The sequence below is a fragment of the Corallococcus sp. AB032C genome, from assembly GCF_003668935.1.
Lineage (GTDB): Bacteria > Myxococcota > Myxococcia > Myxococcales > Myxococcaceae > Corallococcus > Corallococcus exiguus.
Genome location: NZ_RAWP01000056.1, coordinates 1 through 24847 on the forward strand (window position 1 = coordinate 1; position 24847 = coordinate 24847).

Here is a 24847-nt window from a genome sequence, read left to right on the forward strand (position 1 = left end):
TTTGTATAAGAGACAGGCTTCGCGGACGGCCCCGCCGCCGCCCAATGACACGCCGCCGCCGGAGCCGTCCGCGAAGCCGCCGCCGCTCGTGGTGGGCATGACCATGTCGTCCACCACCAGCGCGGGCTCCTTCGCCGCGCCCGTGGGCAACACCGCCTACGGCAAGGCCAACGGCACCGCGAAGGCGCCCCAGGACGTGAAGGGCTACTCCGCGCCCAAGTACGTGCCCGTGTACCAGGTGGACACGGAGCCCTCCGTCGCGTCCGAGGTGAAGATTCCCTACCCGGACGAGGCGCGCCGCGCGGGCATCGAGGGCACCGTCACGCTCTCCATCACCATCGACGCGGAGGGCAAGGTGAGCAACGTGAAGGTCATCTCCGGGCCCGGCTACGGCCTCAACGAGGCCGCGCGTGACGCCATCCGCCGCTTCCGCTTCAAGCCGGCCATCAAGGGCGGCGAAGCGGTGGCCACGGAGATGAAGTACTCGTACACCTTCCTGCTGGACTGAAGGCACGCGCCCCGGAAGCTTCGGCCTGAGCCGTGGCTCCGGGGCGATGCGCCTACTGCGTCTTGAGCGCGCGGCGCATGATGTCGCGCAGCGCCGCCAGGTCCTCGTCCGGCATCGCGGCGATGAGGGGCGGCGGCGAGCTCAGCCGCGCCATCAGCCGGCCGCGCAGCTCCGCGCCGGCCTCCGTCAGCACCAGCATCTTCACGCGGCGGTCCTGCTCGCTGCTCTTGCGCTCCACCAGCCCGCGCGCCTCCAGCCGGTCCACCAGCCCCGTCACGTTGGAAGCGTCACACGACAGGTAGTTGGCGAGCGTGCTCATGGCGAGCGCTCCCTCGCCCAGCTGCCTCAACACGTGCGCCTGCACGGGAGACAGCTCGAACTCCGCCGCCAGCGCGGGGAAGTTGCGCATGTGCGTGTGCAGCAGCTCGAAGAGGAGCGTCCACGCCTGCTCCGGCAGCCCACTCCCACCCTCCGACAGGTCGGTGGTGGCCGTCGACCGGCGCATCACCTGCTCGCTAGGACCGTCGCTGAAGCCGTTCATAGTGAAGTTACGTTAAGTCATCGGACGCACATAAACAATTGACATCATCAACCATTGACCGCTACTACATTCCGCATATTCCAACATCCGACAGTGCGGAGTACTTTCACGAGGCCCTGGGGTCGGGTAGAGGACGCAACGCAGTCGTCCATTGGACGGATCCGCCTCGCGCTCCCGCGGGTCGGTGAGGAGGTCGAAGCGGTATGAGTACCTTTCTGGCGCTGTCCCTGTCGGCCACCCTGGCAGCGGCGCCCGTACTGACGCTGGATGAGGCACTGGAGTCCGCCCGCCAGCAGAACCTCGATTTGAAAATCGCCCAGGAGCGCTTCGAGCAGGCATCGCTCGCGACGCGCAAGGCCTGGTCGGGCTACCTGCCCACCATCACCGCTGGGGCCTCCATCACGCGCAACAACGTGGCGGCCATCATCCCGGCAGGCCCCATCGCTCCGGTGGACATCACCATCCAGCCGCTCATCCAGAAGGGTGCGCAGCTGGAGGCGCGGCAGGCCATCATCGCGCCTCAGCTGTGGGCGGGCATCGCGGCCTCCTACAAGTCCGTGCAGCTGGCGGAGCTGAACACGCAGACGGCGCGCCGGCAGGTGCTCTTCGGCGTGGCGCAGGCGTACTACGGCGCCGCGGCGCAGCAGGAAGCCCTGCGTGCGCAGGAGCGGCTGCTGGAGCTGAACCAGGCGCGGGAGAAGGACACCCAGGCCCGGTTCGACGCGGGCACGGTGACGCGCGTGGCGCTGCTTCGCGCCCAGTTGGACCGCTCGCGCGCGGAGCAGGACCTGGTGCGCGCGAAGAACGCGCTCGCGGGCCTGAAGCTGGCGCTGGGCACGCTCATCCAGCGCGAGCCGGAGTTCGACCTGGCCCCGCCGCCGGAGCCGACGGTGCCCGCGCAGGCGTCACCGGACGACCTGGTCAACCAGGCCATCCAGGAGCGCTCGGACGTGCAGGCCGCGGAAGTGGGCCTGAAGCTCAGCCGCATCAACAAGACGGGCGTCATCCTGAGCTACCTGCCCACGCTGGGCGTGACGGGCGCCTACCGCATCGCGAACGCGGCGGGCTTCACCGGCCAGAACGAGACCTGGGCCATCACCTTCGGCGCCAGCTGGACGCTGTTCGACGGCGGCCTGCGTGAGGCGAACCTCTCCGAGGCGTCGTCGCGCGTGCGTGAAGCCACCGTCACCCAGGTGCTGGCGCAGGCCCGCGTGAAGGAAGAGGTGCGTCGCTCCAAGCTGGACCTGGAGAACGCGCTGGCCAACCGCTCCAAGGCCGAGGAGGCCCTGGAGCTGGCGCGCGAGTCCAACCGCCTGACGGACGTGAGCTTCAAGGCGGGCGTCGCCACCTACCTGGAAGTCGCTGACGCCAACACCGCGCTCACCAACGCGGAAGTGGGCTTCGTGTCCGAGCGCCTCCAGGCCTCTCTCGCCGCGCTGCGCCTGCTCAACTCGCTGGGCTCCTTCGAGTCCGGTTCGGTGAAGAAGGAAGCGGCCGCCCTGGGCGCGGAGCCCGGCGCGGGCGCGCCGAAGTCGCAGCAGCCTGCCCAGGAGCAGCCGGCACCTCAGCAGCCCGCGCCCCAGCAGTAGGCGCGGGGTGACGTGCGATTCCCGGCGCCCGCTTCAGGGCGCCGGGTCCCCTGCCCTCCCGGGCGGGAAGCAGGTGCTTCGTTGTGGGGGTCCATCACCGGCCCCACCCTCCTCTGTAGGACCCGTTCCACGAGGAGGGAACCATGGCGGATGAATCCTGGGGCAACTGCAAGAACTGTCGGTTCTTCGCGGGCAACAGCGACGAGCCGAGCGAAGACGCGACGCAGAGCTGCAATCAGCCGGAGCTCCAGCAGTTCGCGCTCGTGGTCTCCGGCAACAGCGGCTGCAACGCCTACGAGGCCCGCACCGGCGAGACGGTGCCCGTCTACGAAGAGCCCGCGCCGATGCACTGAGGACTCGCGTGTCCCATCGGTCCTCGCGATGCCACGGCGGCCCTGTCGTTCAGGTGCCGGTGGCGTCGCGGACCTGGGGCAGCGCCGGTTCAGGCGGGTGCGCGTAGTAGATGCGCTCCATGAGCTTGCGCTGGTGCACGAGCGGCTTGTCGTACTTGTCCAGCCGCATGCCCTTGTGGCTGTAGGGCGTGTCCGCGACGGTGGAGATGAAGCGCGCGTCATCGCGCACCTCCCACCAGGTGAGCCCCAGCGCGGCCTTCGCCGCCACCGGCAGCAGGGGCCTCAGCGCGGGCACCGTCGTGCGCAGGAAGGAGAAGACGTGCAGGCGCGTGGTGCGCGCCGTCTCCGGCACGAAGAAGATATGCGCCTGCGTGATGAAGGGGCGCGGCGCTCCCGAGGGCTGGATCCAGCTGACGGTGTAGACGCTGCGCACCGGGTCGAAGCGCGTCACCCAGTCATTGCGGAAGAAGTCCCCCTTGCCCACCGCGAGCAGGCGCATGATGGGCGCGGGCCGCTGCGGGGCGCGGTAGTGCACCTCTGTGTGGTCGTCGTGGTTGTGCGCCTCGAACTCCACCGCGCCCGCCTGCGAGCCGCTCCACCCCAGCCGGGTGTGGACGAAGGGCGTGTGCTCGTCCTCGCTGAAGTTGTCGAGCGCCACGTGCAGCGGCGCCTGGAACAGCGTGGAGAACGTCCCGCCGAAGACGTAGTCGCCGCTGGCGAGCTCCGGCATCGCGGACTCGGGCGTGTCCGCGTGCGCGAGCCAGAGGTAGCCGTGGCGCTCCACCACCTGGAAGCTCTTCGCCTCGCAGTGGCGCAGCTCCGGCTGGCTGGGGTTGGTGCCGTGGCCTTTCGAGTCGAAGCGCCAGCCATGGTACGGGCACTGGAGCTGGCCCTCCTTCGTCACGAGGCCCTTCGACAGCGGCGCGAAGCGGTGCGGACACGCGTCCGACAGCGCCGCGGCCTTGCCGGAGGCGTCCCGGAAGAGCGCGTAGGCGTGGCCCGCAAGCTCCACCCGGACGGGCTGGCGGCGGAGCTGACGGGAGGGGAGCACCGGATGGAAATGCCTGACGACGTCGGGGGTAGGCTCCATGGCGCCAGCAGTATAGCGGGCTGTCGCGGTGGACCCCGGTGGGTCGCACGAAGACCTGAAGGTGTGGGAGGCCGGCCTCGCGGGTGGCATAGACTGCCCGGCCGTGAAAGCTCCCGTCCCTTCCCGCCGCCGTGCGCGCTGGTTCGCCGTGGCGACCATGGCCGTGCTGGTGGCGCTCGCCACGGGGGCATGGCTGTACGTGCGCGGCGCACTGCCGGCGCCGGTGCCCCCAGCAGCAGGGCCCTTCAGCTACACGGACTATGCGCAGGCGCTGAGCCACGTGCGCCCCAGCGGGGACCTGGACTTCGAGGGCCTCCGGCGTGACCGCGCGGTGCTGGAGCGCTTCGTCGCGTCGCTCGCGGCGGTGTCGCCACACCGGAAGCCGGAGCTCTTCCCGTCGCCCGAGGACGGGCTGGCGTACTGGATCAACGCGTACAACGCGCTGGTGCTCATGCAGCTCGTGGAGCGCTACCCGGCCGGCGTGGAGGCGTCCTGGTTCGGCCGCTTCTACTGGGGCCGCACGTGGCCGGTGGGCGGCGAGCGGCTGACGCTGTACGCCCTGGAGCAGCGCATCCTCCTGGGCGAGTACGCCGACCCGCGCGTGCACTTCGCCCTCTTCCGGGGGACGCGCGGCGGGCCCCGGCTGGACGGCGCCCCCTATCAGCCGGAGTTCCTGGACGCCCAGCTCAACGACGCCAGCCGCCAGTACGTGGGGGATGCGCGAAACGTGAAGCTGGAGGACAAGACCGTGCGACTGGCGCACCTGTTCGAGGACCGGAAGCAGGACTTCCTCAACGCGCTGCCGGAGGGCCGTGGCGGCAACGTGCTCCAGTTCGTCTGGGCCTTCCTGCCGGACACCTGCGAGGAGCGCCCGGGCTGCGACACGCGCGGCGACCTGGACCGAGCCTGCGGCCCCGACCTGGACAAGTGCCGCATCGCCTTCGTCCACGAGGACACCTCGCTGCCCGACGCCGCGAGCACCGCCGAGCGGCGCTGAGCTAGCGTCCCTCCATCGCGGACGAACACGCGGGAGGCAGCGGCGCATGACGATGGGAGCGGTGTGGCTGGCGACGTGGCTGGCGCTGGGGAGCGCGGACATGAAGTGGGAGCCGCAGGCGAGCGGGACGACGGTGCGGCTGCGCGGCGTGAGCGCGGTGGACAGCCGCGTCGCGTGGGCCAGCGGCGACAAGGGCACCGTCGTGCGCACCACGGATGGTGGAAAGACGTGGACGCGAGCCCCCGTGCCGGATGCGGACGGGTTGGACTTCCGCGACGTGGATGCCTTCAGCGACCGCACCGCCTACGTGCTTTCCATTGGCGCGGGTGACAAGTCGCGCATCTACAAGACGACGGACGGCGGCGCGCACTGGACGCTCCAGTTCACCAACACCGTGCCCGGGGCCTTCTTCAACGGCATGGCCTTCTGGGACGAACAGCACGGCATCGCGTTCAGCGACCCGGTGGACAGGCACTTCGTCGTCATCACCACGGAGGACGGCGGCGCGACGTGGAAGCCCGTGCCGCAAGGGGCACTGCCGGCCGCGCTCGAGGGTGAAGCGGGCTTCGCCGCCAGCGGCACGAGCATCGCGGTGTACGGCAAGTCCCACGTCTGGTTCGGGCTGGGGGGCTCCATCGCGCGCGTGCTGCACTCGGCGGACCGGGGCAAGACCTGGGGCATCGCGCCCACGCCGCTGGCCACGGGTGAAGGCGCGGGCGTGTTCTCGCTCTACTTCTGGAGCTCCATGGCGGGCGTCGCCGTGGGCGGCAACTACAAGCAGCCGGAGGTGGCCACCGGCAACGCGGCGCTCACGATGGACGCGGGCAAGCGCAAGTGGACCGTGCCGGGCACGCCGCCCGGGGGCTATCGCTCCTGCGTGGCCCCGTTCACGCCCGAGAAGAAGATGTGGCTCATCACCGTGGGGCCCACGGGTTCGGACGTGTCGAAGGACACGGGCAGGACGTGGGAGCCGCTGGACACCACCGGCTTCCACGCCGTGTCCACGCCGCCTCGCAAGCAGGACACCGCCTGGGCCGTGGGTGAGGAGGGCCGCATCTCGAAGCTCGTCTTCACGGCGCCGAAACAGCCGTAGCTCTGGAGAATGCGAGGCGCGGGGAGCCTCCTCCCCGCGCCGGGTGCTTCACTTCACCAGCAGCGCCGCGCCGATGATGCCGCTGTCATCGCCCAACTCCGCGTCGGCGATGAGCAGGCCCTCGCGCGACACGCGGGACGACCACTGCTGCACGCCGTCCAGCACCTGCCGCTTGATGCCCGGGCAGTGCGTCAGCACACCGCCGCCCAGCACCAGACGCGACGGGTTGAGCACCGTCACGTAGTTGGCCACCGCGAGCGCCAGGAACCGCGCCGCGCGGTCGTGGATCTCCTTGGCCTTCGCGTCCCCCGCCTCCGCCGCCGTCTCCAGCGTCACCGGGGTGATGGTGTCCGGGTCGTCGTGGGCCAGCGTCTCCAGCACGCGCGAGCCGCCGGACGCCAGGAGTTCCTTCGTCTGCGCGATGAGGTTGTGGCCGCCCGCGTACGCCTCCAGGCAGCCGTGCTCACCGCAGCCGCACAGCCGGCCGCCGGGCACCACCTTGATGTGGCCCAGCTCGCCCGCCACGCCGCCGCCGCCCTGCACCAGCCGCCCGTCCGCGATGATGGCGCTGCCCACGCCGGAGCCCACGAACACCACCAGGATGTCCTGCGCACCGCGACCCGCGCCCGCGTGCAGCTCGCCCCACGCCGCCGCGGACAGGTCGTTCACCACCTTCACGTCGAAGCCCAGCCGCTTCGTCAACATCGCCGCCAGCGGTACGTCGCGCCAGCCCAGGTTGGGCGCCACGGAGATGACGCCCGTGTCCTTGTGGATCTGCCCCGCCGCGCCCACGCCGCAGCCGTCCACCTTCACGCCGGACTGCTTCACCGCCTCTTCCGCCGCCTGGGCGATGGTCTCCACCACGCCCTGCGGCTTGCGGTCCTGCACCGCCACCTTGGCGCTCGCGAGGATTTCACCCTTCCCATCCACCACCGCGGCCCGGGCGAACGTCCCGCCCAGGTCGATTCCCAGCGTCGGCATGGCCAGCTCCCTCCCTTACGTGCGTGTGCTTCGCGTGGAGCGCGAAAGGCTCAGGCGCCGACTTCCTTCTGCGCCTGGGCGACCGTCTTCTCGATGAGCGCCTGGATCTCCTTCACGCGGGCCTCCGTGCTGGCCTCGTAGCGCAGCACCAGGATGGGCTGCGTGTTCGACGCGCGGATGAGGCCCCAGCCGTCCTCGAACGTCACGCGCACGCCGTCCACGTCCACCACCTTGTGGCCCGCGTCGCGGAGGATCTCCGTGGCGCGCTTCACCATGGCGAACTTCTTCTCCTCCGTCGTGTCGAAGCGCAGCTCGGGGCTGGCGAAGGTCTTCGGCACGTCGGAGAGCAGCTGCGACATGGACTGCTTCTCGTGCGTGAGAATCTCCAGCAGGCGCGCGGACGCGTACACCGCGTCGTCGAAGCCGAAGTAGCGGTGCTTGAAGAAGATGTGACCGCTCATCTCGCCGGCCAGCTCCGCGTGCTCCTCCTTCATCTTCGACTTGATGAGCGAGTGGCCCGCCTTCCACATGATGGGCCTGCCGCCGTGCTTCGCGATGTCGTCGTACATCGTGTAGCTGCACTTCACCTCGCCGATGATGGCCGCGCCCGGGGACTCCTTCAGCACGTAGCGGCTGAAGAGCACCATCAGCTGATCACCCCAGAGCACGTTGCCCTGGTCGTCGATGACGCCGATGCGGTCGCTGTCGCCGTCGTACGCGATGCCGACCTCCGCCTTCACTTCCTTCACCTTCTTGATGAGGTCCTGGAGGTTCTCCACCACCGTGGGGTCCGGGTGGTGGTTGGGGAAGTCCGCGTCCATCTCGCAGAACAGGGGCACCACGTCGAAGCCCATGCTCTCGAACAGGGGCACCGCGATGGCGCCGCCCGTGCCGTTGCCCGCGTCGATGACGATCTTCATCCCCTTGCGGCCCACCTTCACCGTCTGACGGATGAAGTGGTTGTAGGGCGTGATGATGTCGAAGGGCGTGACCTTGCCGGGCTTGTTCGAGGTCGCGAAGTCCTTGGCCTCGATGAGGCGGCGCAGCTCCTTGATTTCAGGGCCGTGGAAGGTCGTCTTGCCGGCGCCAATCTTGAAGCCGTTGAACTCCTTCGGGTTGTGGCTGCCGGTGATCATCGCCAGGCCGTCCACGGGCAGCGTGTTCGCCGCGAAGTAGGTCAGCGGCGTCGGGACCACGCCCACGTCGTAGACGTCCAGGCCGGTAGCGGTGAGGCCCTTCGCGAGCGCGTCGCGGAAGCGCGTGGAGGACTCGCGGCAGTCGCGGCCCACCGCGATGGAGGTGCCGCCCTTGCGGCGGATCATGGTGCCCAGGCCCAGGCCCAGGAGCTCCACCACCTCGATGGTGAGGTCCTTGTCCACCAGGCCTCGGATGTCGTACTCGCGGAAGATGTGCGCGTTCATGGCAGTGTCCCCACCCTCGACAGGAACCGGGAGGGCGTAGCGGAAGGCGTCGGACACTACACGAGCGGGCCCGGGGGCTGCACACACCCGAACGAGCCCGGCTGACTGTTGAACGCCCGGCCCCTCCAGGAAGGGCGGAACCTACCCCCGGCAGGGGCTGATGGCCCCCATCAGACCATGGCCCCTGGGGCCTGGGCCCCGGCGCCTACTGGTACCCGCCGCAGCAGCGACTGGTAGTGCTTCAGCCAGGACGTGTTCAGCGGGTCCAGCTTGAGGGCCTCCGCGTAGCGCTCCAGCGCGGCCGGGACAGCCCGTTGGACCTCCAACGCATGTCCCTGGGTGAAGAGGGCGCGGGCCTTCTTCTCCACCTCCGGACGGGCGGCGAGGAAGGCGCTGCGCAGGGCCTCCATGGTGGGCTCCGGGACGCCCGCGGCGACGCAGCGGGCAAGGCCGCCCACGTTGCCCCGGGTGGCGTCGTAGCCCACGCGGGAGAGCGGATCGCCGAGCATCCGCTGCGCGGCCAGCACGCGCACGCGCAGGGCATCCAGGGCCTGGCGCTGCACGGTGGGCACCGGACGGTGCTGGAAGGCGAGCAGGCGGCGCAGGGCGGCCTGGGCGCGGCGGTGGATGTCGCCAAAGTCGGCGTCGTGCTTCGCGCCCAGCAGCGTGTAGGGGTCCCGGGCGACGGCCTCCGCGCGGGACAGCATGCGGGCAAGCTCCCCATCGGGCGCGGGCTCCGCGTCCTCCATGAGGGCGCGGGAGAGCAGCCGGCCCAGCGCGGGGAACTCGTCGGAGAAGTGGACGAAGACGCCCGCGGGCACGTTCCAGGTGCGCGCCTCGTCGAAGGTGACGTGGCGGACGACGTCACAGGCGCCCAGGGCCGTCTCACCCCGGAAGGACACCTCCACTGTCAGCCGCGCGGCGAGCGGGGGCAGTGAGCCCTGGCACTCGGCGAAGAGACCTTCGGGGGCGACGTCGCTCACGGAGACGGACTGGAGGACTTCGCCCGGCTTCAGGCCCAGGCGCACGCGCAGGTCGGCGGGCGCGTCCGTGCGGGGCGCGGAGGCCTCCAGGGGCGGCAGGGCGTTCACCAGCGGAATGGGCGCGTCGTCATGGACGACGTCCACCAACGGAATGGGCGGAGGCGACAGAATGGACACGGGCTCCAGCGACGGCGCCAGGGTCATGAACGGGATGGCCGCGGCGCCCAGCGTGGACGTGGGGTTCATCGCGGGCTGCGCCGTGACATCCAGGGGCGAGGCCGGATCCACCAGCAGGATGGGCGCGGCTGCCTGAAGGGAGTTCAGCGTGACGATGCCGAGCTTCATCGTCTTGGCCGGCGCGTTGGGCACGAAGCCCTCGGCCGGCGGCTCCGGTTCAGCGGACCCCAGCAGCGCCACGGCGGAAGCCCAGAACGCGGCCACCTCCGCGCGCATGTCCCCCTCACCGGGGCGGGCGTTGGACGGCACGCCATGCGCCGCGCGCAACGCCGCATCCTCCACGGACGAGGCGGCCATGCCCCATTCGGGCACGTCCTCGACGATGTCGAAGTCGTCCGCCGCGTCGTGCGTCTCGGCAGGCTCCTTCGTCGTGGCGACCACCTCCACCGCATCGGACACATCCTCGGGAGCATCCGCGAACGCGTTGCGCACCGGCGCCTTCCGGCCCAGCGCCTCCGCGAGCGCGGCGCGGAAGGCCCACGCGCTGTCGAACCGCTCCTCCGGCTTCGCGGCCAGCGCGCGCAACAGCACGGTGGACAGCGCGGGCGGCACGTTCGGGTTGATGGCGTGCGGCGGGAACAGCGTCACATCCGCGGAGCGCCCCAGGCCGAACGGCAGCCGGCCCGTCACCAGCAGGTAGCCCGCCACGCCCATCGCATGCACATCCGCGCGAGGGCTCCGGTTCATCCCCTCGCACTGCTCGGGCGCCATGAACGTGGGCGAGCCCACCGTCACGCCCTGAGTGCGCTCCTCCGGCGACAGCGCCGCTTCCCGCACCGCGCCCGCGCCGAAGTCCCGCACCCGCACGCGCCGCTCGCCCTTCGCGTCGCGCGTGATGAACATCGAATCCAGCGTGAGGTCCCCATGCACCAGACCCCGCGCGTGCGCCGCCTCCAGCCCCGCGAGCGCCTGATCCAACACCTCGCCCACCTCGGCCGGAGACAGCGGCAGGGGCATCGCGCTGAGCGACTCGCCCTCCGGCGCCTCCAGCAGCACGCAGGGCAGTCCTTGCGGACCGGGGCGCACGTCCAGCACGCGCGCCACGTGGCGGTGCACGACGTTGCGCTGCGCCAGCGCCTCCGCGATGAACCTCGCGCGCACGGCGGGACGGGCCGCCAGGTGCGCGTGCAGCACCTTCACGGAGAAGCGGTGCCCGGTGGGCACGTACTCCGCCAGGTACACCGACGCCACCGCGCCCACCTCCAGCCGGCGCTTCAGCATCAGCGGCCCGTGCCGCTGACCCTCCAGCGAATCCCCCGACACCAGAGGCCGGGCAGCGACGGGGCACGCCTCCCCATCCCGGTGTTCGCCCACGCAGCGCTTGCAGCCCATCGCCATCCCCGCCTGTCGCCCCGGAAATGGGGCGGACCCGGGATGGACTTGCAACCCGCGCGCCTCGTGCCCGGGGCCCGCTTTCGTCCGGACCACGACACTCCAACACCCGCGAGTGCCAGCAAACCCCGCAAAACGAACCAGGGCCCCCTGTAGAAACGACAGGGAGCCCCGGGAAGAAATGTGTGGGGTGAAACAGGAGGCGAAGTCGCCTCCAGGCCTACAGCAGCTTGGTGCGCTTCCGGGCCTTGAGGGCCTCGACGACCTTGCGGACGTCCTGGCTCTTGTCCTTGGGGACCACGAGCACGGCGTCACCGGAGTCCACCACCACCACGTCGTGCATGCCCACGACGGACAGAGTGCGCTTGTCGGACAGCACCACGCAGTTGGTGCAGTCCACCAGCACCGCGTCACCGGAGACGACGTTGCCCTGCGCGTCGGCGGGGCGCACTTCGGGGATGGCTGCGAAGGAGCCCACGTCGGACCAGCCGAAGTCGCCGTCCAGCACCGCGATGTTCTCCGCCTTCTCCATCACGCCGTAGTCGATGGAGATGGAGGGCAGCTTGGGGAACACGCGCTTGAGCACGGCCGGGAAGGTGCGCTTGCCCGCGGCCTTCTGGAGCGCGTCCAGGCCCTTCTGCATCTCCGGCATGTGCTTCTGGAAGGCCGCCAGCATCACGTCCGCGCGGAAGACGAAGATGCCGCCGTTCCACAGGTAGTCGCCGCCGGCCAGGTACTCCTGCGCCGTCTTGAGGTCGGGCTTCTCCTTGAACGCCTTCACGCGGCGGCCGCCGCCGTCCAGCGCGGCACCGACCTGGATGTAGCCGTAGCCCGTCTCCGGGCGCGCGGGCTTGATGCCCAGCGTGACGATGTGGCCGCCTTCCGCGATGCGCGCCGCTTCCGCGAGCGTGCGCTGGAAGCCCTTCACGTCCGCGACGTGGTGATCCGACGGCAGCACCGCGAGCACGCCCTTGGGGTCGCGCGCGGCGACCTGGAGCGCGGCGAGCGCGATGGCGGGCGCGGTGTTGCGCGCCACGGGCTCCACCAGGAGGTTGCCCTTGGGCAGCCCCTTCACCAGCTTCAGCGCCGTCTTCGCGTGCACGGGGCCGCACACGATGAAGGTGTTCTTCACCGGCGCCAGGCCCTTGAGGCGCTGGGCGGTGTCGGTGAGCAGCGGCTGCTTGGAGGCCAGCGGGAGGAACTGCTTCGGACGGGCCTGGCGGGACAGCGGCCAGAAGCGGGTGCCGGAGCCTCCGGCCATGATGACGGGGTAGAGGGCCATATACGGGTGCGAGCTCCTAGGGGCGCACGCCGGCCCATGGCCTGGCGCGCACGGCGGCGCACCATAGCGCGTCGCGCCAGCGGAGGAAGGGGGCCCGGCCGCCTACCCTCCGAGGGATGGGGCGCGACAATGTGGGCAGAGTTTTGACCCGCCCCCGAAAAGCCAGTCTCATGCCTCGGCGTTGAGCCTCAAGCCCACATCCACCGGATGGACGCTGGCCTTCACCGTGCTGCTGGCGGTGGGGTTGTCCCTGGCGCCATTGCCGGAGAAGTTCCGCCCCCTCCCCAGCCTCCGTCAGGAAGGTTCGCTCGGGCCCAAGCTGGCGGCGCTCGTGCTGCCCGCGTCCCTGCGCGGAGTGAAGGCTCCGCGCCCGCCCTCGGACACCATGGTCCCGGACGCTCCGCCCACCGCGGTCGCGGAAGCGGACACCGCCGCCAACGATACGGATCCGAAGGCGGGCCCGCAGGTGGGGGAAGCCCCGGCCGTGCCCGGCATCGGACTGGAGGAGCTGAGCGCCCCCACGCTGGCGACCGCGCTGGAGCTGGAAGCGCTGCGCGAGCGGATGGGCGCGAAGCACGTGGACATCGAGCTCAACTGCCGGAAGACGCGCGCGGACGGAACGTGTGAAGAGGACGGCCTGGCGCCGTTCATGAAGGCGCTGGGAGATTTGCGCGCGGACGCGCGGCGCACGCCGGTGCGGGTGGTGCACCTGGGCGATTCGCTGATCGCCTCCGACTACATCACGGACGTGGTGCGCGACCGGCTCCAGGAGCGCTTTGGCTCGGGCGGTCCGGGCTTCCTCTACATCCACCGGCTGGCGAGCGCCGGCCGCGCCACGCGCGCGGGCACCGCGAGCACGGACGGCTGGAAGATGGAGCGGCTGGTGGACACGCACTGGCCCAAGGACCGCGTGGGCTGGACGGGCGTGGCCTTCTCCACGAGCGGCCCGGCGCAGGCCACGCGCTACTCCCTGGAGGGCGCGCGCGAAGCGGAGCTGTTCTTCCTGGCCCAGCCGGCCAACGGCGCCGTGCAGGTGGCGGTGGACGGCAAGAACACGCAGCGGATCCAGACGCGCGCGTTCGGTTCCAAGGCGGAAGCGGCCTTCGCGCGGCTCAGGATTCCCGAGGGCGCCAAGACGCTGACGCTCACCACGAGCGGCAAGACGGAGCTGCACGGCGTGTCGGTGGAGTCGGGCACGCCGGGCGTCGTCTACGACACGGTGGGCCTGTTGGGCGGCATGGCGGAGGTGTACCTGCGCGCGCAGCCCCAGGCGTTCCGTGCGCAGCTCAAGCACCGCAAGCCGTCGCTGGTGGTGTTGATGGTGGGCGGCAACGAGGCGTTCTTCCTCTCCCGCGACCGCACCACGCTGGACGAGGTCCGCTCGCAGATGAAGGAGCTGGTGTCGCGCGTGCGCACGTCGGTGCCGGACGCGGCGTGCCTGGTGATGTCGCCCATCGACGCGGGCGTGCGCACGCTGAGCGGCGAGCTGATCACCCGCCGGCACTCGGCGGAGGTGGCGGAGGTGTTCCGCGACGAGGCGCGCGCGGGAGGCTGCGCCTTCTACGACACGCTGGCGGCGATGGGCGGCGAGGGCTCCGCGCTCAAGTGGCTGGAGTCCGGCCTGATGCTGGAGGACTTGGTGCACCCGCGCGTGCGCGGCTCCAACCTGCTGGGCCACCTGTTCGACCTGGCGTTGCAGCGGGCCTTCGCGCGCACGCATCCGCCGCGAGTGCCGGGCACGGACACGACCGGCCTGCAGAACGCGGCCCCTTCGCTGCGCCGCACGTTCGAATCACTGGCCCGCCGGGAGTCCGGCGCGAAGCTGCGAGTGGGCATCGCGCAGCTGGGCGCGTCGCACACGGCGGCGCACTACTTCTCCGACAAGGTCCGCGACGCGCTGACGAAGCGCTTCGGTGACGCGGGCCGGGGCTTCATCGCGGCGGGCAAGCCGTCCTCCAGGTTGGAAGCGGCGCACGTGACGCGCACGCTGGACGGTGCGTGGACGGTGGAGGACGCGAAGAGCACACCTGGAGGCCTATGGGGGCTCACCGGCATCCGCGCGGTGGGAGCGCCCGGCGCGAGCCTGGGCATCTCCTTCTGCGAAGGCTGCGCGGAGGACAAGAACCGCCAGGGCCGGCTGGACCTGTACGCGCTGGACGCGCCAGGGGCCGCGGCGCCTGAAATCACGGTGGACGGCGAGGAGATTCCGCCGGAAGCACCGCCGCCGGAGCCGCTGACGCAGCCGACGGTGCGCATCCGTTCGTTCCCGGTGACGGGCGTGGCGCACTCGGTCCAGGTGAAGGTGCCGGAGGGTGGCGGGAGCGCGACGGTGCTGGGCGCGTCGCTGGAGTACGACGTGCCGGGGCTGGTCTACGACGCGCTGGGGTTGCCCGGGGCCACGGCCTTCACGGCGCGGGACATGGATGCGCAGGCGATGGACGCGCAGCTGACCGCGCGCCGGCCGGACCTGCTGGTGTTCTGGTACGGCACCAACGAGGCGGAGCTGCCGGGGCTGGACGCGAACGGGCTGCGCCAGGACTACGCGGCGTTGATTGCGCGCATGCGCAAGGCAACGGGCGCGGAGTGCCTGGTCATCGGGCCCACGGACCGGCTCCAGCAGGAAGCGAACGGCCAGTGGGACGAGGCGCCTTCGCTGGCGAAGGTGCTGAACACGTTGCCGCAGGTGGCGAAGGACGCCGGGTGTGCGTACTGGTCCGCGCGAGCGGCGATGGGCGGTGAGCGCTCCATGCAGCGCTGGCAGCGGCAGCCGGAGCCGCTGGGCCACGCGGACGGGGTGCACCTGACGCCGCAGGGGTACGCGGTGCTGGCGAACGCGTTCGTGAAGGACCTGATGGCAGCGTACGAGTCCACGAAGAAGGGCGGCGAGCCGACAGCCTCCGCCGCGGGAGCGCCCTGAGCCGTGCTGTCCCACAGCCTCCAGTACGTCGTCTTCGTCATCGTGGTGTTCGCGCTCTACTGGGCGATGCACCGGCATTACTGGCCGCGGATGCTGTTGCTGCTGGCGGCCAGCCTGCTGGTCTACGTGTCGTTCCTGCAGGTGCCGCTGAGCGCGTTCGTGGGCGGGATGCCCGTGGGCGAGCTGGTCGTGAAGCTGGTGCCGCTGTTCATCTTCCTGGCCGGCGTGACGGTGGATCACCTGCTGGTGAAGGGGATGGGAAGCACGGAGCGGCCGGGGCTGCGCAAGCTGCTGGTGGTGATGTCCATCGTCTCCAACCTGGGGTTGCTGGCGGGCTTCAAGTACCTGGAGCTGTTGCGCCGGACGGTGGCGGCGCTCTTGGGGCCGTGGGGCGTGGAGGTACGGCCGGAGCCCTTCCATTTCCTGTTGCCGGTGGGCCTGTCGTTCTTCGTGTTCCAGGCCATCAGCTACACGGTGGACGTGTACCGGGGGAAGGCGAGCTCCGAGCACTCGTTCGTGGAGCACCTGCTCTACATGTTGTTCTTCCCGCGTGTGCTGAGCGGGCCGATTGTCCGCGCGTCGGAGTTGATGGCGCACTTCCGGGAAGTGCCCACGCTGTCGTCGGATGACGGGAACAAGGCGTTGTTCCGCATTGCGGTGGGACTGGTGAAGAAGCTGGTCATCGCGGACGTGCTGGGCAGCGGCATCGTGGATCCGGTGTTCGGCAGTCCGCACGCGTACTCGTCGGCGGAGTGCGCGGTGGCGGCGGTCGCGTACACGTTGGAGCTGTACTACGACTTCTCGGGGTACTCGGACATCGCGATTGGTGTGGCGTCGCTGTTCGGCTTCAAGTTCCCGGAGAACTTCGCGAGGCCGTACCTGGCGAAGAACCTGTTCGAGTTCTGGAACCGCTGGCACATGAGCCTGTCGTCATGGCTGCGGGACTACCTGTACATCCCGCTGGGCGGCAACCGGCGGTCGAAGCCGCGAGTGTGCTTCAACCTGATGATGGTGATGGTGCTGGGAGGCCTGTGGCACGGGGCGGACTGGCGCTTCGCGGTCTGGGGCGCGGTGCACGGCGTGGCGTTGTGCGGGGTGCGGTGCTGGTGGTGGTTCAAGGGCAAGCAGCAGGAGCCGGGCCCGGCGCGCGTGGCCATCGGGATGCTGGCCACGTTCACGCTGGTGGTGTTGACGCGCGTGGTGTTCCGGGCGCCGGACATGGCGCACGCGGGTGAGTTCTACGCACGGATGCTGGCGGGAATCCCCGGCCTGGCGAACGTGGGCCCGCTGGTGTGGAGCATGCTGGCCATCGCGGTCATCGCGCACGCGGTGCCGATGAAGCTCTACGACACCGCGGCGCTCGTGTTCCTCAAGATGCCCGCTCCCGCGCGAGCGGTGGTGCTGGTGCTGTTGGGGTTGGGCATCCGCCAGCTGTCCACGCTGGAGACCCGGCCGTACGTGTACCTGCAATTCTGAGTAGGCTGGCGCCGGATGGGTTCTTTTCGGCGACAGCTCCTCTGGATTGGTATCGCGGGCCTGGGCATCGCGTGCGCTGGGGCTCAGCCTGCGAAGCCGGTCGAGCCCGTCATTCCCTGGCCTGGGGATGACCTGCAACCAATTGCGACCTTGGAAGGGCCCGCCATCCAGGCCGCCCATGCAGCCCTGGAAGAAGCGCTGAAGCAATTTCCGAAGGAGTCCAAGGGTCAGTGCGCCTTTTCCGCCCAGGCACTGGAAGTCGCCATCGGTCAGGAGGCGGGCTGGTACTTCGCTCGCGTCAATCGCCGCGTGGACAGGTGCCCCGGCTTCGGCCCAGGTGTCACGGGCCTCGAAACGGACTGGTTCGAGCTGTACGCGATCTCTCCTGACGGAGACATCACGCGATATCCGCACCAGCCCTGATTCACACATTCAGGGCATGGACGGATACCGCGCCAACACCTTTCCCTCGGGTGAGACGGCGTACAGTTCGAACACGTCGAACCCGAGCACGGTGCCGGGTGCCCATCCGCACTTGTCGGGCCGTGGGTTGATGCGGACGAAGTACATCCCTCGCTCTTCACCCACGATGACTTCCATCCCCTTCGCCGAGAAGGCACAGCTCTTGGCGTACTCCTTGGGGTACCGGGAGAGGACCCTCTGCAACGCGGCGTGCGCGGCCAGGACCGCGGGGCCGTCCAGGGTCGCCAGGGGCTGAAGGTTGTCAGGCCACTGGATGCCTTTTTCGACAGTAGGCGGGCGTGTCGCTCCTCCGTCCTGAAGGAGCGAGACACAGAGGAGCAAGTGATGCGGCTTCAGCACTGGAACCTCCACTGCGCCTCAGCGAGACGCGCGATCCCGCCGAGCCTACTCCACCGCTTCAGTTCGCCTGGAGGGTGAGCAAAGTCACCCGATTGTCGGGAGTCAGCCCCACGCGGTACCGCCACGTCGCGGCGCCGAACTGCACCAGGTATGTGTAGAGGCGGTCGTCGCCTCGCGTCTCACGGCTCGCCAGCACCAGCGGCCCCGCGGCCCCAAGCCCCTGCAACACGGACCGGAAGTACGGACCTGCCTCCTCGAAGTACCTGGCCGGCACGTAGGCGAACATCGACGGCTCCCAAGCCCCCTGGCGCGTCTTCTCCAGCAGCGCCGTGAGTTGTGCCGTCACCTCCGGCTCCGTGTCCGGAATGGGCTTGAGCGGCGGCACGGCGAGCGCCGGATTCACGATGGCCGCGATGCCCTCCACGAGCAGCGCCGGGTTCGACTTGTCCAGGTTCGCCAGCACCACGATGGACAGCTCATCCCCCAGGAAGCGTGAATAGGCCGTCCGGAATCCCTGCCACGAGCCCGTGTGCTTGTGCAGCGGCTGGCCGCTGCGCTCCAGCACCTCCCAGCCGAAGCCGTACGGCTGGCTGGCACCGCTGTTCAGCTTCACTGGCGACAACACCTCTCGCCAGCTGTCCTGCGTCAGGAGGGCCCGCTTCGCCACCGCCTCCTCCCAGGCCAGCATGTCCTTCAGCGAGAAGTAGAGCGCGCCGTCCCCCGTCGTGTTCAACGACTGCGACACCCACTGCTGGTTCTTCACCACGCCACCCACCAGCTCGTAGCCCGCCGCGCGGTTCGGGATGACGTCCGCCTCGCTGATGCCTCGCGCGGTCTTCATGCCCCCGGGCTTGAAGACCTGGCGCGCCAGGACCTCCTGATACGTCATGCCCGCGACGCGGTTCACCAGGAGGCCCAGCAGCACGTAGCCGGAGTTGCTGTAGTTCCACCGCAGCCCCGCCGGGAACTCCAGCGGCAGCTTGTAGATGAACTCCGCGAACTCCTGCTCCGTGTAGTCCTTGCGCTCGTCGAGCAGCCCCTCCAGGTCCTTGATGCCAGACGTGTGCGTCAGCAGGTGGCGCACCGTGATGGGCTTCCACGTCGCGGGTGCATCCGGGAAGTACTTCGTCACGCTGTCGGACAACGACACGCGCCCCGCCTCCACCTGGAGCATCAGCGCCGTCGCGGTGAACATCTTCCCCACCGACCCCGACTGGAAGAGCGTGTCCGTCCCCACCGGGACCTGGTGCTCCAGGTTCGCGAAGCCGTACCCCTTCGCCAGCACCACCCGGCCGTGGCTCACCACCCCCACCGCGAGCCCCGGCACGCCCAGCCGCTTCTGCTCCGCGCGCACGAACGCGTCGATGCGCTCGCGGAGCGAATCACGGGCCTGAGCGGGACGGGCCACCAGCAGGCCCATCAGGAAGACGACAGCCAACGTGAGCGGCTTCAGGGAATGGCGCATGGGGATTTCCGACATCCGGCCCTGCATGGGCCGGGCATGGCATCCCATCATGAGTCCCCAACCGCGCGAACGATGCACGCCCCGCGATATGAACAGCTCGCCATGAGCCGTGCGCCATCCGTGGGCCCTCCCCCGCCTCCGTTCCGCTTCCGCCGACGCCTGCTGGCGGTGATGCTGCTCGCGGGCCTCATCCCGTTGGCGTTGCTGGGCGCACTGGCCCAGGGCGTACTGGAGCGCGTGCTCTCCATCTCCATCGCTCCCGTGGAGGCCGTGCTCGACAACGTCTCCGATGAGCTGACCCGCCGGGGACTGCCGCCGGATGCGCTCGACGAGGCCCGGTTGAACCTGGCGCAGGCGGAGCTGGCGCGGCGGGCCCTGGTGCGCCGCGTGCCCGTGTTCATCGCCGGGGTGGGGGCTATCGCCGCCGTCGTGCTGGCCGTGTCCGCCGTGCTCCTGGGCCGCGTCCTCACGCGCCCCATGGCCACGCTGTTGGAAGGCATGCGGGCCTATTCACGCGGAGACCTGTCGGTCCGCCTGCCCGTCCCCGAGCCCGCTCGCGACGAACTCCAGTTCCTCCTGGGCCAGTTCAACCGCATGGGCCAGGAGCTGCTGGACCAGCGCGAACACCTCAAGGCCGCCGAGCAGATCGCCGCGTGGCAGGACGTGGCGCGGGCGCTCGCCCACGAGCTGAAGAACCCCCTGACCGCAATGAGGCTGTCGCTCGCGCGTCTGTCTCCGCAGGATGCGGGCACCCTGCCAGACCCGACGCGCCTCGCCGAAGCGGTGGCGCTCCTCCAGGAGGAGGTGGACCTGCTCATGCGCATGACCCAGAGCTTCTCCACCTTCGCGCGCCTGCCGGCCCCCCGCTTCCAGGACGTCGCGCTGCGTCCACTGCTCGCGGAGGTGTGCGCCCTGTACGCGGGCAACTCCCCGGTGCCCGTGGTGCTGGACCCTGGCGAAGAGGTGTCGCTGCGCGCGGACCCCGACGGACTGCGCCGCCTCTTCGGCAACCTGGTGAAGAACGCCACCGAGGCCTCTCCATCAACCGCCCCACCCGTCCACGTCGCGCTGCACGAAGCGGCGGACGGCCGCGTGCACGTCACCGTGAGTGACGGCGGCAGTGGCGTCCCGGGCGTGCTGGAGGGCCCTGTCCTCACCCGGGGGCTGTTCAGCACCAAGCCCGGTGGCAGCGGGCTGGGCCTGCCCATCGCGCAGAAGATCGCCCACGAGCACGGCGGCACCTTGAGATTGGAGCCGGGCGCCCAGGGTGGCACCCGGGCCCAGGTGGTGCTGCCTTCCGACGCCTCCCAGGTGGCCGCATGAAGACCGGAGCCCGCATCCTCATCGTCGACGACGACCCCGGCGTCCTGAGGGCCGTGCGTGGATTGCTCCAAGACGGAGGCTTCACCCCCGTGGAGGCCCGCTCCACGGCGGAGGCCGCGCGTTTGCTCGAAGCGCCGGACGCGCCTCCCGCGCTGATGCTGCTGGACCTGCGCATGCCGGGCGAGACAGGGCTGGAACTCCTGGCACGTCTGCCCAAGCCACTGCCCGTGCCGGTCGTGGTCCTATCCGGCGAGGCCTCGCCTTCCGAAGCAGTGCAGGCCCTGAAGCTGGGGGCCACGGACTTCGTGGAGAAGCCTCCGTCCCCCGAGCGGCTCCTCACGGCGCTGCACAACGCGCTGGCCCTGGGCGCGCTGCGCGAGGAGCGCGAGCGGTTGCTGGACGCGCTGGCCCAGCCGGGGAACCTGGTGGGCGAAAGCCCGGCCATGGAGTCCCTGCGCCAGCTCATCGCGCGCGTGGGTCCCAGCGACACGGCCGTGCTGATCACCGGCGAGACAGGCACCGGCAAGGAGCGCGTGGCGCAGGCGCTGCACAAGGCCTCCGGGCGCAAGGGCCGGCTGGTGGCGGTCAACTGCGCGGCCATCCCCTCAACGCTGCTGGAGAGCGAGCTGTTCGGCCACGAGCGAGGCGCCTTCTCCGGCGCGGTGGCGCGGCGCGCGGGCCGCTTCGAACAGGCGCAGGGCGGCACGCTGTTCCTCGACGAGTTGGGGGACATGCCGCTGGAGCTCCAGGCCAAGCTGCTGCGAGTCCTGGAAACACGTCAGGTGGAACGGCTGGGAGGCACGCTTCCGGTGGCGGTGGACGTGCGCATCCTCGCGGCCACGCACCAGGACCTGGGCCGCGCGGTGAAAGAGGGCCGCTTCCGGCAGGACCTCTTCTTCCGCCTCAACGTGCTGCCGCTGCACCTGCCGCCGCTGCGCGAACGCCCCGAGGACCTGTTGCCCCTCGCGCGCGTCTTCGCGGCGGAGCTCGCGGGTCCCAAGACGCCGCTCGTGCTCGCGCCAGGAGCGGAGGCCGCGCTGCGTGCCTACCCGTGGCCCGGCAACGTGCGTGAGTTGCGCAACGTCATCGAACGACTGAACCTGCTCCGAGGCGACGGTCCGCTGGAGCTGAGGCCAGACGCGGTGGCGACTCCCACGGGCACCGCGCCCGCGCCGCGCACGACGTTGGGGGACAAGAGCTACCGCGAGCACGTGGAGGACTTCGAGCGGGACCTCATCCGCGCCGCGCTCCGCGAGGGCGAAAGCATCGCCGGGGCCGCGCGCATCCTCCAGGTGGACCGAGGCAACCTCTACCGGCGCATCAAGGCCCTGGGCCTGCCCGTCTCTTCGTGAGCCGCGCGATGTCACGGCCACAACCGCCCGACACATCAGGATGTGTCCATGACATCCGCCCGGCTGCTCGCCCTCCGTCGTTCCGGGCACTTGCGGTGAGGCCGCACCTGGAACGGAGCATGCTCCTGCCGCCTTCCATGAACCGTCTCGCACTGGCGCTCTGCTTCGTCTCGCTCGCGGCCCTGGGCCAACCCTCACCGGATGCCGGTACCTCCGACGCGTCCGTGGCCCTCTCCCCGTCCACAGCACCACCGGAAGGCGAAGCCGCCTCGGAGGACTTGAGCTACCCGACGTGCCCGGAGGGCTTCGACAAGGATGATGACGACCTCTCGGACTCCACGGTCCTCGGAGCCCTGCAGGTCGAGGTCGACGGCCGGGGACTCACGCCTACGGGCCTGGAGTTTCGCGGGCTCCAGCGGCTCACGGATCCGCAGGTCCGCAAGCTCGTGGGTGCGCCTCCCGCGGAAGACTCGAGGCCCCTGACGGCCACGCAAGTGCAGTCCCTGCTGCATCGCCTGGCACGCACCGGCCTCTTCGCCCGCGTGGAGCCCCGCGTTCGCGTCAGTGATCAGGGCCCGGCCCTGCTCGAAGTGACCTTGCAGGAGAACCCCACGCTCACGTCGGTGGAGTTCGAAGGCCTCCAGGACCTCCGGCCCGACGAACTGTGGGGAGCGCTGTTCGAACTGTCCTCCCTCGCATCCGACGCGGACGATACCGAGGACGAGGTCACCACGCTGCGCGTCCACAAGCGCCACGGGACCCTGCGGGTCGTCAGCCCCTGCCCCGCGCCGCGCCCGCCCCGTCCGTGGCTGGCGCGACGGGAGGAGGGAGCGTTCCGCCCCGGCATCATGCTGGGAGGCCTGGACGCCGCGCTCGACCGGGTCCTCAAGACCCTTCGCGAGGACGACGGCTACCTGCTCGCGACGGTGTCCGCCACGCTGTCCCCCGAAGGCCGGCTGGTCGTGACGGTGGATGAAGGCCAGCTGGAGTCCGTGGAGGTGCGCGGCGTGGACGACGCGATGGCCACGCGCGTGCGTGAAGCCCTGGGCCTGGAGCCCGGCGACGTCTTCCTCCGGAGTGATGCCCGCCGCGCCATGGAGCGCATGGAGTCGCGGCTGCCCTTCCTGCGCGCGGTGGACAGCGAGGACCTCCAGGACGAACGCACGACCGTGCGCATCGTCGAGGAGCACGAGGCCGACGGAACGCGGCACTACCGCACGAAGGAGGAGCCCCGTCGCAAGTCGCGGCGCCACGAGCGCGTGGAGTTCGAGGTGGGCTGGAGCCGGATGTTCGGTGAGGTCGACGCCGGGAGCGACGGCCTCACGCTGGAGGGAAAGAAGCTGATCGTCCACGTGCGCCCGCGGCCTCCGGACCTGGACGTGGACCTGTTGCCCGTGCACACGCAGGTGACGGGCTTCGCCCCGGGACTCTCGGCGAGCCTGCGCATCTTCGACTCGCGGGACCGCGTGCACACGACGCTGGAGGGAGCCTTCTTCATCCCCCTGCGGCTGGGCGGACAGCGCATCCCGGGCGATCCGGAAGGCACCAGCAATCAGCGCCACGTCAACCTGCTGGGCGGTGCCAAGGTGCAGTTGCCCGCGCTGGGCATCGAGGAGCTCGGCGCGCAGGTGCACGACTTCATCGACACGTTGGACCGCTGGCGGCTGGGGGACTTCGACTCGTACTTCTACTCGTTCCTCATCAACCGGCCGGACCGGGACTACTTCCGCCGTCAGGGCTTCACGGCCTTCGCCACCTGGCGCTGGGCGGAGTCGTGGCTCGCGGGCGTGGAGGTGCGCGGTGACACGATGAGTTCGCTCCAGTCCTTCACGCCGCCGCTCAGCCTCTTCCGGAACGACGACCCGCCGTTCCCGAACGCGCCAGTGAACGAGGGCCGGTTCCGTTCAGCGGTGGTGCGGTTGGAGTACAGCGGCGCGGCGGAGCGTGGCACGCGCGTGGGCTCCCTCTTCCGCACGCCGGAGACGTCCCTCTTCGAGCGCCACAAGAACTGGAAGCGCGAGCCCGCGCTGCGCGGCTTCGTGACGCTGGAGGTGGGTGAAGGCCCGGGCGCGGGCGGCGCGGATGCGCGCTTCTGGAAGCTGGTGGGCGACGTCGCCATGGACGTGCCCATGAACTGGCACACGGGCCTGAACCTGCGCCTGCGAGCCGCGATGGGCCACGACCTGCCGCTCCAGAAACAGGAGGCGCTGGGAGGCTGGACCGCGCTGCGAGGCTTCGGCTTCAAGGAGTTCCGAGGCGGCGACAGCTCGGTGCTCGCGAGCGCCGAGTACCGCTGGCACGGCCTGGGCATCTTCGCGGACCTGGGCGCGGTGCATGCCGCGAACGCGTGGTCGGGTGCGCAGCTCGGCCTGGGTGGCAGCTTCCACTTCAGCGACGCCGTGCGCTTCGAGGCCGCCTGGCGCATCGACGAAAAGGCCCAGCTCACGCCCGAAGCGCGCCTGCTGTTCAACCGGACCTTCTGAGCCATGGGAAGGCACGCAACAAAGAGCAGGCGCGGAGCGGCGCTCGTCGTCGCGGCGAGCCTGCTCGCGTCCGGAGCGCACGCGGAAGAGGCGTCCGCGGCCTGCACCGCGACGCTCTCCGGAAAGCGCGTGATGGTCCGGCCGGAGGCACGCGCCTTCATCTCCCCGGAGCTGGACCGGCTGGTGCGGCTGGGACTCGCGGGAAAGCTGGAGGTGGAGCTGACACTCTGGCGGCGCCGCTCCTTCTGGTTCGACGCGCACCTGGACAGCGCACGAATCACCCAGGTGCTCGCGTTCACCCGCGAGGGTTACGTGCTGGACGGGCGCGAGCTGACGGGAGGCGTGGGCACGCTGGAGCTGGAGCGCGTGGCCTGGACGCTGGATGCGAGGCCCGGAGCGGACGAGCACTTCGTCGTGCAGGTGGAGGTGCGGCTCCAGGTCGTGACGGCCGCGAGCCTGGGCCGCATGGCGCGGTGGCTCACCCAGGGTGAGGCCTCGTCCTCCGGCGCGCCAGTCCTGGGGAGCCTGCTGCGCTCCGTGGCGGAAGACCTCGCGAGACAGGCCACCGGTCGCTGCGACGTGAGCCGCCAGCCCTGACGCGG

General features: G+C 70.3%; 20 protein-coding genes. 12 read left to right on the forward strand and 8 right to left on the reverse strand.

Annotated features, from left to right (window positions below):
* Positions 1–508, forward strand: a 508-nt coding sequence (locus D7X99_RS23640; RefSeq protein WP_147476240.1) for an energy transducer TonB, incomplete at its 5' end; no start/stop codon positions are given.
* Between the two features lie 52 nt (positions 509–560).
* Here D7X99_RS23640 and D7X99_RS23645 read toward each other — a convergent pair.
* Complete coding sequence (locus D7X99_RS23645) at positions 561–1013, reverse strand: MarR family winged helix-turn-helix transcriptional regulator (protein ID WP_233605153.1); 453 nt, start codon at positions 1011–1013, stop codon at positions 561–563.
* Positions 1014–1252: 239 nt separating this feature from the next.
* Here D7X99_RS23645 and D7X99_RS23650 point away from each other — a divergent pair, with 239 nt between their 5' ends.
* The gene (locus D7X99_RS23650) at positions 1253–2638 is read left to right on the forward strand and encodes a TolC family protein (protein WP_121779758.1); all 1386 of its coding nucleotides are present in this window, start codon (positions 1253–1255) and stop codon (positions 2636–2638) included.
* A gap of 143 nt (positions 2639–2781) precedes the next feature.
* The gene (locus D7X99_RS23655) at positions 2782–2991 is read left to right on the forward strand and encodes a hypothetical protein (RefSeq protein ID WP_121779759.1); all 210 of its coding nucleotides are present in this window, start codon (positions 2782–2784) and stop codon (positions 2989–2991) included.
* Positions 2992–3040: 49 nt separating this feature from the next.
* On the opposite strand, the gene D7X99_RS23660 is transcribed toward D7X99_RS23655, so the two are convergent.
* On the reverse strand, positions 3041–4042 hold the full coding sequence (locus D7X99_RS23660) for a Rieske 2Fe-2S domain-containing protein (RefSeq protein ID WP_233613649.1): 1002 nt from the start codon (positions 4040–4042) through the stop codon (positions 3041–3043).
* A gap of 142 nt (positions 4043–4184) precedes the next feature.
* Here D7X99_RS23660 and D7X99_RS23665 point away from each other — a divergent pair, with 142 nt between their 5' ends.
* Together D7X99_RS23665 and D7X99_RS23670 are read left to right on the forward strand one after the other, a co-directional pair.
* Positions 4185–5078, forward strand: a complete 894-nt coding sequence (locus D7X99_RS23665) for a DUF547 domain-containing protein (RefSeq protein WP_233613651.1) — start codon at positions 4185–4187, stop codon at positions 5076–5078.
* Positions 5079–5124: 46 nt separating this feature from the next.
* On the forward strand, positions 5125–6171 hold the full coding sequence (locus D7X99_RS23670; RefSeq protein WP_121779761.1) for an oxidoreductase: 1047 nt from the start codon (positions 5125–5127) through the stop codon (positions 6169–6171).
* Positions 6172–6219: 48 nt separating this feature from the next.
* On the opposite strand, the gene D7X99_RS23675 is transcribed toward D7X99_RS23670, so the two are convergent.
* The 4 genes from D7X99_RS23675 to D7X99_RS23690 all read right to left on the reverse strand — a co-directional run bounded on the left by D7X99_RS23675 (position 6220) and on the right by D7X99_RS23690 (position 12407).
* Positions 6220–7152: an ROK family protein gene (locus D7X99_RS23675; RefSeq protein ID WP_121779762.1), complete on the reverse strand. Its 933-nt coding sequence runs from the start codon at positions 7150–7152 to the stop codon at positions 6220–6222.
* Positions 7153–7202: 50 nt separating this feature from the next.
* Complete coding sequence (locus D7X99_RS23680; protein ID WP_121754814.1) at positions 7203–8573, reverse strand: phosphomannomutase/phosphoglucomutase; 1371 nt, start codon at positions 8571–8573, stop codon at positions 7203–7205.
* 170 nt (positions 8574–8743) lie between these two features.
* The gene (locus D7X99_RS43855) at positions 8744–11125 is read right to left on the reverse strand and encodes a serine/threonine-protein kinase (RefSeq protein ID WP_233613660.1); all 2382 of its coding nucleotides are present in this window, start codon (positions 11123–11125) and stop codon (positions 8744–8746) included.
* Positions 11126–11345: 220 nt separating this feature from the next.
* Entirely contained in the window at positions 11346–12407 is a 1062-nt protein-coding gene (locus D7X99_RS23690; RefSeq protein ID WP_121779763.1) for a mannose-1-phosphate guanylyltransferase, read from the reverse strand.
* Between the two features lie 181 nt (positions 12408–12588).
* Here D7X99_RS23690 and D7X99_RS23695 point away from each other — a divergent pair, with 181 nt between their 5' ends.
* Genes D7X99_RS23695 through D7X99_RS23705 form a run of 3 tightly spaced genes read left to right on the forward strand, consistent with a single transcriptional unit; the run spans position 12589 to position 17223 of the window.
* Complete coding sequence (locus tag D7X99_RS23695; RefSeq protein WP_121779764.1) at positions 12589–15324, forward strand: GDSL-type esterase/lipase family protein; 2736 nt, start codon at positions 12589–12591, stop codon at positions 15322–15324.
* Between the two features lie 3 nt (positions 15325–15327).
* Positions 15328–16800, forward strand: coding sequence for an MBOAT family protein (locus D7X99_RS23700; RefSeq protein WP_121779765.1), 1473 nt, complete (start codon positions 15328–15330; stop codon positions 16798–16800).
* A 15-nt stretch (positions 16801–16815) separates the two neighbouring features.
* Entirely contained in the window at positions 16816–17223 is a 408-nt protein-coding gene (locus tag D7X99_RS23705) for a hypothetical protein (protein ID WP_233613662.1), read from the forward strand.
* Between the two features lie 9 nt (positions 17224–17232).
* Here the strand turns inward: D7X99_RS23705 and D7X99_RS23710 are convergent, their stop codons facing one another.
* Positions 17233–17604 carry a hypothetical protein gene (locus D7X99_RS23710; protein ID WP_233613664.1) on the reverse strand — a complete coding sequence of 124 codons (372 nt, stop codon included), beginning with the start codon at positions 17602–17604 and terminating at the stop codon, positions 17233–17235.
* Between the two features lie 76 nt (positions 17605–17680).
* Complete coding sequence (locus tag D7X99_RS23715) at positions 17681–19087, reverse strand: serine hydrolase (protein WP_121779798.1); 1407 nt, start codon at positions 19085–19087, stop codon at positions 17681–17683.
* 102 nt (positions 19088–19189) lie between these two features.
* Here D7X99_RS23715 and D7X99_RS23720 point away from each other — a divergent pair, with 102 nt between their 5' ends.
* The 4 genes from D7X99_RS23720 (at position 19190) to D7X99_RS23735 (ending at position 24842) form a co-directional block, all read left to right on the forward strand.
* Entirely contained in the window at positions 19190–20410 is a 1221-nt protein-coding gene (locus D7X99_RS23720; RefSeq protein ID WP_216671937.1) for an ATP-binding protein, read from the forward strand.
* Entirely contained in the window at positions 20407–21762 is a 1356-nt protein-coding gene (locus D7X99_RS23725; RefSeq protein ID WP_121779766.1) for a sigma-54 dependent transcriptional regulator, read from the forward strand. The genes D7X99_RS23720 and D7X99_RS23725 overlap by 4 nt, the downstream gene beginning before the upstream one ends.
* Before the next feature lie 119 nt (positions 21763–21881).
* Entirely contained in the window at positions 21882–24245 is a 2364-nt protein-coding gene (locus tag D7X99_RS23730; RefSeq protein ID WP_121779767.1) for a hypothetical protein, read from the forward strand.
* 3 nt (positions 24246–24248) lie between these two features.
* Positions 24249–24842 carry a hypothetical protein gene (locus D7X99_RS23735; protein WP_121779768.1) on the forward strand — a complete coding sequence of 198 codons (594 nt, stop codon included), beginning with the start codon at positions 24249–24251 and terminating at the stop codon, positions 24840–24842.
* Positions 24843–24847 lie beyond the last annotated feature (5 nt).